The sequence below is a fragment of the Luteimonas flava genome, from assembly GCF_036584485.1.
Lineage (GTDB): Bacteria > Pseudomonadota > Gammaproteobacteria > Xanthomonadales > Xanthomonadaceae > Luteimonas > Luteimonas flava.
In genome coordinates this window covers 670,030-684,030 of record NZ_JAZHBM010000003.1, presented here as the reverse complement: position 1 = coordinate 684,030, position 14,001 = coordinate 670,030, and the positions used below count along the sequence as shown (strand labels likewise).

Annotated in this window: 11 protein-coding genes; 5 read left to right on the top strand and 6 right to left on the bottom strand. The window is 65.7% G+C overall.

Annotation, left to right across the window (positions count from 1 at the left end; genetic code table 11):
• Positions 1–73: 73 nt before the first annotated feature.
• From rodA to V3391_RS15475, 5 genes are all read right to left on the bottom strand, one after another.
• On the bottom strand, positions 74–1,183 hold the full coding sequence (gene rodA, locus V3391_RS15495; protein WP_232147787.1) for a rod shape-determining protein RodA: 1,110 nt from the start codon (positions 1,181–1,183) through the stop codon (positions 74–76).
• Positions 1,180–3,234: a penicillin-binding protein 2 gene (gene mrdA / locus V3391_RS15490; protein WP_332079327.1), complete on the bottom strand. Its 2,055-nt coding sequence runs from the start codon at positions 3,232–3,234 to the stop codon at positions 1,180–1,182. Before mrdA ends, rodA begins: the two co-directional genes overlap by 4 nt.
• Positions 3,235–3,248: 14 nt before the next feature.
• A complete protein-coding gene (gene mreD / locus V3391_RS15485) occupies positions 3,249–3,728 on the bottom strand; it encodes a rod shape-determining protein MreD (RefSeq protein WP_332079326.1) in 480 nt (159 codons plus the stop codon).
• Entirely contained in the window at positions 3,725–4,786 is a 1,062-nt protein-coding gene (mreC, locus tag V3391_RS15480; RefSeq protein WP_332079325.1) for a rod shape-determining protein MreC, read from the bottom strand. The genes mreD and mreC overlap by 4 nt, the downstream gene beginning before the upstream one ends.
• Before the next feature lie 229 nt (positions 4,787–5,015).
• Positions 5,016–6,056: a rod shape-determining protein gene (locus V3391_RS15475; RefSeq protein WP_332079324.1), complete on the bottom strand. Its 1,041-nt coding sequence runs from the start codon at positions 6,054–6,056 to the stop codon at positions 5,016–5,018.
• A gap of 206 nt (positions 6,057–6,262) precedes the next feature.
• Between V3391_RS15475 and V3391_RS15470 the strand changes: the two genes are divergently transcribed.
• The 5 genes from V3391_RS15470 to V3391_RS15450 all read left to right on the top strand — a co-directional run bounded on the left by V3391_RS15470 (position 6,263) and on the right by V3391_RS15450 (position 10,687).
• Positions 6,263–7,213: a carbohydrate kinase family protein gene (locus V3391_RS15470; RefSeq protein WP_332079323.1), complete on the top strand. Its 951-nt coding sequence runs from the start codon at positions 6,263–6,265 to the stop codon at positions 7,211–7,213.
• 351 nt (positions 7,214–7,564) lie between these two features.
• Entirely contained in the window at positions 7,565–8,314 is a 750-nt protein-coding gene (locus V3391_RS15465; protein WP_332079322.1) for a hypothetical protein, read from the top strand.
• Positions 8,315–8,371: 57 nt separating this feature from the next.
• The gene (locus tag V3391_RS15460; RefSeq protein WP_332079321.1) at positions 8,372–8,791 is read left to right on the top strand and encodes a hypothetical protein; all 420 of its coding nucleotides are present in this window, start codon (positions 8,372–8,374) and stop codon (positions 8,789–8,791) included.
• A 22-nt stretch (positions 8,792–8,813) separates the two neighbouring features.
• Positions 8,814–9,290 carry a DUF4262 domain-containing protein gene (locus tag V3391_RS15455; protein WP_332079320.1) on the top strand — a complete coding sequence of 159 codons (477 nt, stop codon included), beginning with the start codon at positions 8,814–8,816 and terminating at the stop codon, positions 9,288–9,290.
• A 947-nt stretch (positions 9,291–10,237) separates the two neighbouring features.
• Positions 10,238–10,687 (top strand): DUF4279 domain-containing protein, encoded by a 450-nt coding sequence (locus tag V3391_RS15450; RefSeq protein ID WP_332079319.1) that lies wholly within the window; start codon positions 10,238–10,240, stop codon positions 10,685–10,687.
• A 130-nt stretch (positions 10,688–10,817) separates the two neighbouring features.
• Here the strand turns inward: V3391_RS15450 and V3391_RS15445 are convergent, their stop codons facing one another.
• Positions 10,818–13,814: a LysM domain-containing protein gene (locus tag V3391_RS15445; RefSeq protein WP_332079318.1), complete on the bottom strand. Its 2,997-nt coding sequence runs from the start codon at positions 13,812–13,814 to the stop codon at positions 10,818–10,820.
• Positions 13,815–14,001: the final 187 nt, after the last annotated feature.

The following is a 14,001-nucleotide window of genomic DNA, read 5'->3' as shown; positions in this document are numbered from 1 at the left end:
GTTAGCACGCACCTGCGCGCGGCACGCAGCGTTGCGCGGGCGCAGTCAGGGCCGGTAAGGATTGAGACGTCGCTCAGCGACGCCGCGTCGCACTCGCCTGCACGGCCATCACCACGCCGAAGCCGGCCAATAGCGAGACCGCCGCGGTGCCGCCGAAACTCAGCAGCGGCATCGGCACGCCGACCACCGGCAGCAGGCCGGAGATCATGCCGCCGTTGACGATGACGTAGACGAACAGCGCGAGGCCCAGGCTGCCGACCAGCAAGCGCGAGAATCCATCGCGCGCCTCGCTTGCGATCCACAGACACCGGCCCACGATGAACAGGTAAAGGCCCAGCACGACGCTCACACCGAGCCAGCCGAACTCCTCGCTCAGCACCGCGAAGATGAAGTCGGTGGTGTGCTCGGGCACGTAGTTGAGATGCGACTGCGAACCGTCACCCCAGCCCTGCCCCGAAAAGCCACCCGAACCGATCGCGATCTTCGACTGGATGATGTTCCAGCCGGTGCCCAGCGGATCGGATTCGGGATCGAGGAAGGTCAGGATGCGATCCTTCTGGTACTGCTGGAAATACCAGAACCATGCCGCCGGGGCGGCCACCGCGAATGCCGCCGCGCCGCCGATGAACCACCACCACGACAGCCCGGCCAGATACAGCGCGAACACCCCGCCCGAGGCCACCAGCACCGCGGTGCCCAGATCGGGTTGCAGCAGGATCAGGCCGGTCGGCAGACCGATGATCGCCGCGGCGATCGCGATCGTGCCCAGCCGCGGCGGTGTGGGCTGCTGGCCCAGCCACCAGGCGGCCATCATCGGCAGCGACAGCTTCATCAGCTCGGCCGGCTGCACGTAGAACACGCCGAGGTTGAGCCAGTGCTGGCCGCTGCGGCCGGTGCCCATGAACAGCACGGCGATCAACGGCAACAGCGAGGCGACATACGCCGCCGGTGTGAAACGACGCAGCTGCACGGCGGGAATCCGCGACAGCAGCCACATCGCACCGAGTCCGACGACGAAGCGGCTGCCCTGCGAGGCGACCATCGCAACGTTCTGGTTGGTCGCGCTGTGCAGCACGGCGAGGCCGATGCACATCAGCGCGACCAGCGCGGCGAGCAGCGGCCAGTCCAGCGTGCGGGTGAACCGCTGCAGCATTTCCAGCAGCCAGCGCAGGATCACGTTCATGGCGTGGGCTCCGTCGGCGGTGCGCCCGTCGCAGGCGCAGGTACCGTCGTCAGCGTCACGCCCGGGAACTTGCCGTTGGCATCGCGCGGCGCGGTGCGCACGCCGGCGACGACCGCTTCGAACGAGGGCTCGGGCGCGAGCTCGGCCTCGGGTACGACCGCGGCCACGGCGGCCGGTGCGCCGGTGGCGGCGTCGATCTCGACTTCGGGCATCTTGCCGAGCAGCCAGGCATCGAAGATGCGGCGCGCGATCGGCGCGGCGGTGCTGCCGCCGTAGCCGCCGTGTTCGACGGTGATCGCGAGCGCGATCGTCGGGTTCTCGGCCGGCGCGTAGCCGACGAACAGCGCCTGGTGGCGCAGGTGATACGGCAGGCTGCGCGGATCCATGCTCGCGCTGCCGCGGCGGCTGACGCGCTGCGCGGTGCCGGTCTTGCCGGCCATGCGGTACTCGGCGCCGATCGCCATGCGCGTGCCGGTGCCGCGGCCGTGGATCGTGGTGACCATGCCCTCCTGCACCGCACGCAGATGCGCCGGGTTGTCGGTGATCGACGTCGCGGCCGGGCGCGGCACCAGGCGCCACGGCGCGTCGAATCCGTCGCGGCGTTCGTTGGCCAGATGCAGGGTGTTGAGCTGCCCGCCGTTGGCGATCGCCGCGGTCCCGCGCGCGAGCTGCAGCGCGGTCGCGATCCAGTAGCCCTGGCCGATGCCGGCGATCACGGTCTCGCCGGCGTACCAGGGTTCGCGCGAGCGCGAGGCCTTGAAGCGCGGCGACGGCACGACACCGGCGTTCTCGCCGAGCAGATCGATGCCCGTCGGCTGGCCGAAGCCGTAGCGCGTCATGTACTCGTCGAAGCGCTCGATGCCCATCTCGTAGGCGAGCTGGTAGTAGTAGTAGTTCACCGAACGCGCGATCGAATCGCGCAGGTCGGTCCAGCCGGCCCCGCGCGCGGCATCGCGATAGCCGCGGCGCTGGCCGGGGATGAAGAACTCGCCGGTCGAGAACACGCGCGATTCGGGCGTGCGCAGGCCGCTGTCGACACCGGCCAGTGCGACCAGCGGCTTGATCGTCGAGCCGGGCGGGCCGCCGCCGAGCACGTTGCGGTTGAACAGCGGACGCGCCGGATCGTCCATCAGGCTGCGGTAGTCGTCGTGCGAGATGCCGTTGACGAACAGATTGGGATCGAAGCTCGGCAGGCTGACCATGCCGAGGATGTTGCCGGTGGCCGGTTCCACCGCGACGGCCGAGCCGTGCAGACCCCCGAAGGCCAGCACCATCGCCTGCTGCAGGTCGGCGTCCACGCTCAGGCGCAGATCCGCGCCGGCCGTCGCGGGCAGCAGGCCCAGCCGGCGCAGCGCGCGGCCCTCGACATTCGTCTCGACCTGCTCGTAGCCGATCTTGCCGCGCAGGGCCTCGTCGTAATACCGCTCCAGGCCCGTACGCCCGGTCTGCGGATACAGCAGATGCGCCTGGCCGTAGCGCGCGACGTCGCTCTCGTCGGTGCGGCCCACGTAGCCGACCACGTGCGCGAACAGATCGCCGTAGGGGTAGTAGCGGTTGAGATACGGCACCACTTCGACGCCGGGGAAACGCCAGCGGTCGAGCGCGAAGCGCGCCATCTCGTCCTCGCTGATGCGCAGCTTGAGCGTGACCGCGCGGAAGCTGCGCTGCGCTTTGCGCTCGCGATCGAAGCGCGCGATGTCGTCCGGCGACAGCGCGATGATCCGCGACAGCTCGCTGATCAACCGGCGCGTGTCGCCGGCTTCTTCGGGCGTGACTTCGAGGCGATACGCCTGCTCGTTCTCGGCGAGGATGCGGCCCTTGCGGTCGAGGATCAGCCCGCGCCCCGGCACCACCGGCCGTGGCTTGATGCGGTTGGCCTCCGAGCGCTTGGCGTAGATGTCGTGGTCGATGACCTGCAGCTTGAAATACCAGCCGGCCAGCACGCCCAGCGCGAGCACCACGGCGCCGAATCCGATGATCGCGCGCGTGCGGAACGCCGCCGCTTCCGTGGCGTTGTTGCGGATGTCGGGACGGCGACCGCGTCTGGCCATGCGTCAGGCCTCCGCTACGACTTGCGCCCGAAGCGCAGTGCGTCCATGACCAGGTACAGCGGCGCCCACAGCAGCATGCCGATCAGCGGCGCCAGCCAGTACGTCCACGGCAGCTGCGGCACGCCGAGCGCGACGTGGATCGCCGCGCTGATGATGCGGTCGTTGAGCAGCAGGCCGCCGATCGCCAGCGCCTGCTGCGCGACCGGGAAGAAACGCAGCTGCGAGCGGAAGCGCTGCAGGATGAAGGCCATCATGACCAGCCGTAGCGCCTGCTCGCCGAGCAGCCCGCCGAAGGCGAGATCGGCGATCAGGCCCATCGAGAACGCGAAGCCCAGACCGGCGCGATCGGGATCCTCGATCACCCAGTAGGCGACCACCAGCGCCAGCCAGAACGGCCGGAACGGCTGCAGGCCCGGCGGCAACGGCAGCAGGCCGAGCAGCAGCGCGACGAACAGGCTGGCCGGCAGGATCCAGGGATTGCGGCGACGGCTCATCGCTGCGGCGCCTGCGCGGGCGGCGTCGCGGGCGGTGTCTGCGGCGGCGTTTGCGTCGCCGGCGCCGGCGGTGTGTCGGCAGGGGGCGTGTCGCCGGTGTCGGGCGTTGTCGCTTCGGTCCCGTCGGCGGGCGCAGCCGCGGCATCGGCCTCGGCCTGCGCACGCGCGGCCGCTTCGCGCTCGGCAGCGGCGGCTTCGAGATCGGCCGTCGTCACCGGCACCACGACGTCGCGCAGCAGCAGCACGTCGCGACCGCGGTCGAGCTGCGCGGCCGGCGTCAGATCGCCGACCAGGAACGCGCGGCTGTCGTCGGGTTGCAGTTCGGTGATCGTGCCGACCGGAAACCCCGGTGGAAACCGCCCCCCGAGGCCCGAGGTCACCAGCGTGTCGCCAACTTCGACATCGGCCGACAGCGGCACGTTGCGCAGCGCCAGATGGTCGGCGCGGCCGCTGCCGTAGGCGACCAGGCGCACGCCGTTGCGGGCGATGATCACCGGCACCGCGTGTTCGAGATCGGTCACCAGCAGCACGGTCGAGGTCAGCGGCGTGACCGTGATGACCTGGCCGAGCAGGCCGCCGGCATCGATGACGCTCTGGCCGACACGCACGCCGTTGCGGCTGCCGGCATCGAGCAGCAGGCGCTGGCGCGTGGGGTCCTGGTCGACATCGAGGATCGGCGCCAGCTGCACGTCGAGACTGCCCTGCTCCACCGCGCCGAGCAGCGCGCGCAGCCGCGCGTTTTCCACTGCTTCGACGCGCAGGCGCGCCTGGCCGGCGTTGAGCACCAGCAGTTCGTTGCGCAGGCGGCGGTTGTCGGCCGACAGTTGCGTCCGCGTGGCGGCATCGTTGCGCATGCTGTCGCCCAGACGCGACGGCAGACCGGCCAGCCACCACAGCGGCTGCATCGCCACGCTGGCCTGCTGGCGGAACTGCGACAGCCAACCGCCCTGGTGATCACTGACCACCAGCGCACACGACAGCGCGAGATAGGCGAGCAGACGCAGCGTGCCGGCGACATCGCCGGGCCGGGGCGCGGGAGAGCTGGCGTAGGAGGACATCAGGGGCGGTCGCTCGGCGTCATCTCGGACGTGGGCTCAACAGTCGAAGGCCGCATTGTCGTCGCCCCGGCGCACGCCGGGGCCCATCTCGATCGTGAGAACAGGCCCTGCCGCACGTCGACACCGGCGGGACCGCGGAGCTTGCGAACGCACGGGAGCCGCTGCGCTGGAGGACATCGACGATCGGGTGGCGACCAGAACTTCGCGCCGATCGCCGGTCCCGATGCCATCAGTCCGCGAAGAACTCGTTGCCGTGCAGGTCCAGCAGCTCCAGCGCACGACCGCCACCGCGGGCGACGCAGGTCAACGGATCCTCGGCGACCTGCACGTGCAGGCCGGTGGCCTCGCTGATCAGGCGGTCGAGGTCGCGCAGCAGCGCGCCACCACCGGTCAGCACGATGCCGCGCTCGGCGACGTCGGCGCACAGTTCCGGCGGCGTCTGTTCGAGCGCCTGCTTCACCGCCTCGACGATGCCCGACAGCGGCTCGCGCAGCGCGTCGAGCACTTCGTTGGAACTGATCGTGACGATCTTCGGCACGCCCTCGGCGAGGTGACGACCGGAGACTTCCATCTCCATGACGTGTTCCTGCGGATACGCGCAGCCGATCTCGAGCTTGATGCGCTCGGCGGTGGATTCGCCGATCAGCATGCCGTGGTTGCGGCGCACGTAATTGATGATCGACTCGTCGAAGCGGTCGCCGCCGATGCGGGCCGACTGCGAGTAGACGATGCCGTTGAGCGCGATCACCGCGACTTCCGTGGTGCCGCCGCCGATGTCGACGACCATCGAACCGCGCGCCTCGGTGACCGGCAGGCCGGCGCCGATCGCGGCCGCCATCGGCTCCTCGATCAGTGACACGTCACGCGCACCGGCTTCCAGCGCGGAATCCTTGATGGCGCGCTTCTCCACCTGGGTGGAGCCGGCCGGCACGCAGATCAGCACGCGCGGGCTCGGACGCAGAAAACGCGACTTGTGCACCTTCTTGATGAAGTACTTCAGCATCTCCTCGGTGTAGGTGAAATCGGCGATGACGCCGTCTTTCATCGGGCGATGCGTGGTGATGTTGCCGGGCGTGCGGCCGAGCATCTGCTTGGCCTCGGTGCCGACGGCGGCGACGACCTTCTGGCCGGCGCTGCGGTCCTGGCGCACGGCGACGACCGACGGCTCGTTGAGCACGATGCCCTGGCCGCGGACGAAGATGAGGGTATTTGCGGTGCCCAAGTCGATGGACAGGTCATTGGAGAAGAGACCGCGGAACTTCTTGAACATCGGGAGAGGGCGTCCGGCAGGGAGGCGAAACGAAGCGGATTAGCCTAGCAAAAAAGCGGCCTCCCCGCGGCCCCGGGGCACCCCCAGTTGCGCGCCCGGTAGGCCGCTGTTCCGGGTCCTGGCGGCGCGCCGCAGCGGCCTCCGCGCTGGCCTCGCGCCCCCTGCGCCGGTACCCTGTGCGGCCTTTCCGCGCGAGCTTCCGCCCGATGTCTGCACTGATCTGCGGCTCCCTGGCCTACGACACCATCATGGTGTTCCCCGACCAGTTCAAGAACCACATCCTGCCGGACAAGGTGCACATCCTGAACGTGTCGTTCCTGGTGCCGCGGATGCGGCGCGAGTTCGGCGGCTGCGCCGGCAACATCGCCTACAACCTGAAGCTGCTCGGCGGCGACCCGATCCCGATGGGCACCGTGGGCCAGGACTTCGGCCCCTACCGCGAGTGGTTCGAAGAACACGGCATCAACCTGTCGCAGGTCCGCGAGATCCCCGACCTGTTCACGCCGCAGGCGTTCATCACCACCGATCTGGACAACAACCAGATCACCGCCTTCCACCCGGGCGCGATGATGCGCAGCCACGAGAACCACGTGAAAGACGTGCCGGGCGTGACCATCGGCCTCGTCGGCCCCGACGGCCGCGAAGGCATGCTGCAGAACGCGCAGGAATTCTTCGACGGCAAGATTCCCTTCATCTTCGACCCCGGCCAGGCGATGCCGTTGTTCAACGGCGAAGAGCTGCGCAACTTCATCGAGCTGGCCGACTACGTCGTCGTCAACGACTACGAGTCCAACCTGCTCCAGGAACGCACCGGGTGGGACGAAAAGACCATCGCCGGCAAGGTGAAGGCCTACATCTGCACCCGCGGCCCCAAGGGCGTCGTCATCCACGCCGAAGGCCAGACCCACGACATCCCGCCCGCCCACGAGCGCCGCGTGACCGATCCCACCGGCTGCGGCGACGCCTTCCGCGCCGGCCTGCTGTTCGGCATCGAAAAGGGCTGCGACTGGCTGACCATCGGCCGCATCGGCAACCTGATGGGCGCATTGAAAGTCGAACACCCCGGCACGCAGAACCAGCGCTTCGATTACGCCGAGTTCTCACTGCAGTTCCGGCAGCAGTTCGGGTATGCGTTGGAGAGCAAGACGACCGTTTGATTCAAGCTGCATTGCGAAGAATCAAACAAGGGCGCCTCGTCGGGGCGCCCTTTTTCTTGCTTGAAGTTGGTCGCGATGGATGACGGGGCTCGCTGCGTTCCACCAGATCCGTCTGACTCTAGTTCCGATCGCCGACCACCTGCGTTACACCTCGATTTCGTCCGATAACACGGCTCATCGGCTCTTGCCTGATAACACAGCCTCTTCTCAATCACGACGGCCGACCGCATGCGGGAAGCCATTGACTCCCTTAAAAAACTACCACCTTTGCGACTAACTCATGTCCGACGCATACTCGACGCAACACCCCGCATCCGGGGTCGAATACTAGTTAGGTCGCTAGGAGACATCGTGGAACCTGAAGAGAAGATCCAGAAGCTGCGAGAGTACAAAGCCCAGCTAGGCCATTGGCAACGTGATCATGATGCTGAGACGCGTTCCTGGATCAACGAGAACACCGCTTGGGTTCGACGCGAGGTGATCGAAGCCGATTGCTTCTACACAATGACCATCTCACCTCCGCCGGCAGTAGGTGGGCTCGTCATGAGAAATGTCGACCCCTTCGCCATGATGTTCAACCCGCCGTATCTCATGAATCTCACGAGCCACGTCGTTGACATGATTGACAAAACAATCGGTGCTTTAAAGGCGCCGCAGGCCAAGCCAAGATCTGTTGCGGCGGTTGCAGCACCGGATCCGGTTCAAAAGGGCTATGCATTCATCGCAATGCCTATTGATCCCGCGGATGCGCAGCTTGAAGACGTACTTGATGCAATAAAAGAGGCTGCAACGCGCTGCGGAATTAACGCAGAGCGAGTTGACGAACCGCACTCGAACGAGCGCATCACCGACAGAATTCTTGAGTCAATACGCAAGGCAGAGTACGTGATCGTTGACCTAACAGGTTCGCGACCAAACGTCTTCTATGAAGCTGGCTATGCTCAAGGTCTTCGCAAAACCCCAATTTATATCGCTCGGGACGGCACTCGCCTAGAGTTCGATCTGAAAGATTATCCAGTAATCTTCTTCAAGAACATGAAGGAATTGAAAGACTCGCTGGAGCGTCGATTGCGCGGCCTAGCTGAGGCGCGCGCAACCTAACAAATCATTCAAGCCGACTCCGCTTCGCGGCGCGGCTTAATTCTGGCGTTAGGGCATATGAGAATTCTCCGCCAGCTTCTGTTCGTTGAGATTTCCGGACTGCTTTCTCTGCTGATTGTTGCTGTCGGGATGTCCGTTTATGGGGCAATTGACTCAACACGCTATGCAGACTCGCTGCTGTCTCCTGCAGAATCGGCCAAGCTAATGTTCGGTTACACCCTAATCATCGGTTTCTTGCCAGTTTTTTTCATCGGCTCTCCCGGTTACCTACTCTTGCTTCGCAAGCATCTCGCTCGCTGGCCGCATGCGCTTAGTCTAGGCGTACTTCCTGGATTTCTCGTTCTTGCTTTTGAGCCATCTCTGGGCTTCTGGGCAATCATTTGCGGCTCGTTTGTAGCGCTTTTGACTCATGTCATGTGCAGTCACCTGGGCACTAAAATTTCTTTCAATCCGACGCCGCTTCGCGGCGCGGATTAAATCAAACATTAGGTGGCACAAGATGATTCGCACTTCTGGGGAAAGTGAAAGCGAGCAGAAAGTCATTGATGACATTGCCAACTTTGGGTGGCACTGCGTCAATATCCATCCCGAGGGGGAGCACGTCGGCTATGCGTTCACTGTTGGCCTCTTTAAAACCTATGGGCACCCGGAGCTCATCATCTTCGGACTCTCTGCCAAGGTCGCTCATCAGATGCTCAGTATCGCTGCGGACGCTGCGAAATCCGGAGCACCCATCGATCTCACGAAACCAACGGACGCTCTTCTTAACGACTACATGTGCTGCTTCGTAGAGGTGCCACTCTCCCAGTACTACGAGCATGTTGGCTTCTGTCGGTGGTACTACCATGGCAACGGCTTTCCGCTTTACCAGGTTGTTTGGCCATCTCTCGACGGAATGTATCCTTGGCATGATCATGCCAGCTCAAACTTTCAGGCTGCGCAGCCGGTTATTGGGGCTGTTTCGGGTGGCACCTAACAATTCATTCAAGCCGATGCCGCTTCGCGGCACGGCTTAATTCAAGCGTTAGGCGGCGGAGGAAGGAATGCTAGCTCTTGTGGATTTCTTCTTGTCGCTTGGCGAGCTATTTCTGTCGTGGCGGCTCTACATCGGCCTCGCCCTTACTGCTGTCATTTGCTGGCTCGTCGTAACGCTGTTGCCGGGATTTGCTGAATGGTTCGTTGCAATCCCTGTCGTTGTAGCCGGCGCCTTTCTCAGTTTCCGCTGGCAAATCCGCGCGGACGATACTAGCGTTTCAAAATCCTAGTGGCAGCTGGCGCAACCTTGGCCGTCGCCTAACCAATCATGCAAGCCGACGCCACTTCGTGGCGCGGCTTAATTCAATCGTTAGGCTCTGCAATGAAGGTTTATGACAACTGCCCAAAGCCGGGTCGGATTTGGTCAATAGAGGTTCCGTCGCGGATCGGCAGGGCACGTCTCTGTCGCACCATCGCGGCTATTCCTGGCGCGCGGGTAGCTCAAGCCCCGGGATTGCTCTCTTGGCTGCGAGACAAGCCTTTTTGCCGCTTTGAGTTGGGCGGCCGCAATTTCGTCGTTGAGGCAACATGGCCGGCGGGTGATCGCTTCGAGATCAGGCCAGACCCGGCGGGCTGCGCTGAAGAGCTACTCGTTGTTCGGGAAGCTCTGCTTGCTCGTTAGACCGGAGTAACGGGGTCAGGTTCACTTATCGACTCTTTGCCAGCCTGCTCCAACTAGCGCATTGATGCCGGAGGGTCTGCTTCAATACGATCACGGAACCGCTATTTGGGCGCGACGCAGCAGGCTGATTGCCTTTAGACGATGCGAGAGACGCGCGAGCTGCTAAAGGAAATATGAAATGTCGTTCGAACCGATGACGTCCTCCCACACGACTTGCCTCAAGCGGCAGCCCACATGAAGCAACCCAGGCCATCCCCCCTGTCGGAGTGCCTGAAGGCACCATCCAGCTCTGCGGGCCGATTGACTGGTTTTCTACGTCGCTTCAGGTCAGCGGAGACGATCTCGATCCTGAGCAGATCACGCGCCTGCTCGAACATGCGCCGACGCGCGCGCAGCGCTGCGGCGTGCCGCTGCGCAGGCCAGACGGAACAGGGCGCGCGCCGCCTCGGTTCGGCCGATGGGCTCGCGACCTGAAGCCATCCCAGACGGACGAGTGGGACATCTCGGAGGTGATCAGACTTCTGTTCGAAGGGCTCCCCCTCGACCTGGCTGTCTGGGATCAAGTCGCTGCGCTCGGGCGGACCCGGCTGACTTTCGGCCTCAACATGCCGACTTCCAACCGCGAGTTCGAACTGGAACCCGACCTCATGCGATTTCTTGCGGACCGACGCGTTTCGGTCTGGTTCGACATCTACTGCGAGCAGGAAGAGGCGTGACGGGTGATCTACGGACCTGCCTACCTCCGCCAATTTCCGGTGCCGGATTCACTTGAGTCACCGACTCAACGAAGAAGGGCCTGCAATCGCAGGCCCTCCTGAGTTCCACCTGCAAGACGCGCCAATCGCGTCAGAAGCCGAGCTGCGACAGGTACGTCGCCGCCTGTTCGTCGCTGAGTACGCCCTCGTCGCGCGCGGCCTCGATGCCGTCGCGTGCAGCCTCCGGCCAGCCGTTGTAGGCGTGGCTGGTGGCCATGTTCTCCACGAACACATCCAGCATGCCGTCTTCCTGAAGCTGGCGGACGATTTCGGCGCGATAGGTATCGCTGGTGTCCTTGAACAGGTTGCCCGTCATCGCGGGGTCACCCGTCGGCAGGTTCTCGTAGTCGCGCACGGCTTGGTCACGCTCTTCGGCGTTCTCGCCGAACAGTTCCGGCGCGGCTTCGCGCGCGATCTCGGCTGCGCTCGGGAACGAGTCCTCGACCATCTGGCGCGTGTTGGCGTCGAATGTGCCCTCGCTGTTCGACGGCCGGTTGTTGTAATGGTCTGCAAAGCGCTGGAAGAACGTCGCGTCGTCCGCGCGTGCTGCGGTCAGGAACGCATGCGCGTCGTTGGCGCCGATGCCGTTTGCCTGCAGGACCGCGACGGTGCCGGCGGCTTCGGGCGGCGACCAGAACACCTCCGGGAAGTCCTTCGCCAGCGTCTGGATCTGCGCAGGCGACAGATCGAGGCCGTCGCGCAGGATGTTCGCGGTCTCCGAGGCTTCGTTGCCCAGGATCTCCGCGATGGACGCATCGATGCCGGCGTCGCGATAGAACTGTTCGGCGAGATCGGTACGCGCGTTGATGTCCTGGCGGTACTGCACCAGCGCGACGCCGCCGGTGGCGATCATCATCACGCCGACGCCCACCGGGCCACCCCAAGCGCCGATGGTGCCGTTGGCGGCGAGCACGGTCATGATCGCGCCGCCCGCACCGGCGGCGTTGAACAGCACGCCGGGCACGCTGCCCTGGCTCCACTGGTCGATCGCGCCTGCGGCGTAGTAGGCGGTGTTGAGCACGCCGACGAACTTCGCGGTGAACTGGCCGGCCCACGATGCGCCGGTGCCCCACTGCGCTGCGCGGCCTTCGGCGTTGATGGCGCCGATCGTCGATGCGAACGCGGTCGCGTCCTGCGCCAGTCCGACCGAGTAGGCCAGCGTGCCGATCGCGTTCTGCGCATTCGGGTTGTCGATCGTGGTCTGCGCCGAGGTGAGGAACGCCGCGCCGGACATGCCCAGCGCCAGCGTGCGGAACGCCATCGCGGCCGGGCCGGAGCTGAACTGCGTATCGCGCAGCGCGGTGAGGTCGCGCTGCGCGTCACTGAAGGACTGCACCGACTCGAATGCCTGGCCCGGGCTGAGACGCGCGCCCGGATCGGACAGCGTGTCCGACAGACTGCGCAGACGCGCCACACCGGCGTCGATCTCGGTCTGCGGAATGCCGAACAGGCGCGCACCGTTGCGCTCGAGATCGCCGATCGCCGCGTTCGCGCGCGACACGCTCGCGGGATCGTTCGGATTCATCGCGCCGATCGCCGGCATCAGCTGGCTGTTGACGTAGGCGTTGGCGAGGTTCTTGAGGAAATCGCTGCCCTTCTGGCCTTCGTCGGCGAGGAAGGTGGCAAGGTTGCCGGCCTGCGGTCCTGCGAGCAGCGTGGGATCGAGCGACAACGCGAATGACAGGCTGCCCTGCGTGGTCTCGTCGCCCGCGATGCCGCTCAGGATCGCATCGATGCCCTGCCCGGCGCTGGCGAGTTCCGGCGGCAGGTCGTGGAGCGCGGCCATGCTGTCGAGCAGTGTGCCGCCATCGGTTGCGATCTGCGCCTGCAGTTCCTCCAGCCGCGCCTGCCACTCCGGCCCCTTGCCGGCGACGTAAGCATCGATCGCCTGCTGGCGCTGCTCGGGCGACAGGTTGTCGCCGGTGTCGTTGAGCACGGTGAGCAGTTCTTCGGTGTGCTCGGCGTAGGCCTCGACGGTGCTGTTGAGATCCGCTTGCAGGGTGTACGTGCCTTGGGCGGCAGCGCGCAACGCGGCGCCGGCCTCGTCGGGCTTGCCGGCTGCTTCCAGCCTGCCGGCCAGCGCGATCGACAGCTCGGGCGATGCGCCATTGGCGACCGCATTGCGAAGGATGCCGGTATTGGGATCGATGAAGAAGCCGCTCCATTTCTCGACCTGCGGCAGGAAGGCTTCGGCCACCTGGTCGGCGACAGCACCTGCGCCCGGGGCATCGCCCATCGCGCCGACTGCGCGAGACAGATCGGTGTAGGCACCGGAGCCGGCATAGACGCCTTCGACGCCGGCGATGCGTTCGATCGTCGGCATGCTGCGCTCGACCAGCGCGGCCGCCATCTCCGGCGGCAGCGTATCGGTGAGATCCGAGAGCCGCTGCGCGGCTTGCTCGGCGAACAGGGGATTGGTGGTTGCATCCCGGTCGTCGACGCCCTCGAAGGGCTCACCCACCCATTCGGCGGCCGCCTCGAGACGCGCCTGCACGGACGGCTGCTGCAACAGCTCGGTCACCACGGCGGGCGACTCGCTGGCCAGCGACTGGCCGAGCACGGTGAGGCGGTCGCCCGGCGTAACGCTGCTGCCGAAGACATCGGTCTGCGCCAGGACATCGGCGCGGTGTTCGGTGGCGAAGGTATCGATCGACTGCGACAGCGCCTGTTGCGCGGCAGGATCATCGGCGTGCCGCGCGAGCAGGGTGTCGCGCATCGAGGCGATGGTCTGCTGGCTGGTCGGCGCGCCGGGGATGCGCGCGTCCACGCCGTTGACGACCGGCGCGAGTTCAGCGGTGACGGCCGCATCCAGCGCACTGCGCGCAGACGGTGTGGTGGCGAGCGGTCCGGGCAGGCGCGCCGATTCCGCCAGAGCCTGCTGGTAATCCGCCAGCGCCGCATCGGTACGTTCGGCAGCGCTCAGCTGCGGGCCTGCGGGCTCCGCGTCGACCGGGATCGCGAGTTCCTGGCCAGCCTCCAGTTCCGCGTTCGGATCGAGCCGATTCGCCTCGGCAAGGTCTTGAAGCTGCAGATTGCGCGCAGCGGCGATGCTGGCGAGCGTTTCGCCGTTGTTGACGGTATAGGTCATGGGAGGCGCAGTCCTTCGGGCATTTGGGCGGAATGAAACCGCGTCCCGGCCGCCGCGTCAGCCCCGGGCCGGCCCTAGGTGCGCGTGCTGCCCACGCCGACCGCCATTTCTTTTGATCGCAACATGGGCTTGCGAACCCGGACACGAACAGGGCGCCTCCCGGCGCCCTGTCAGGTGCTGCAACTTG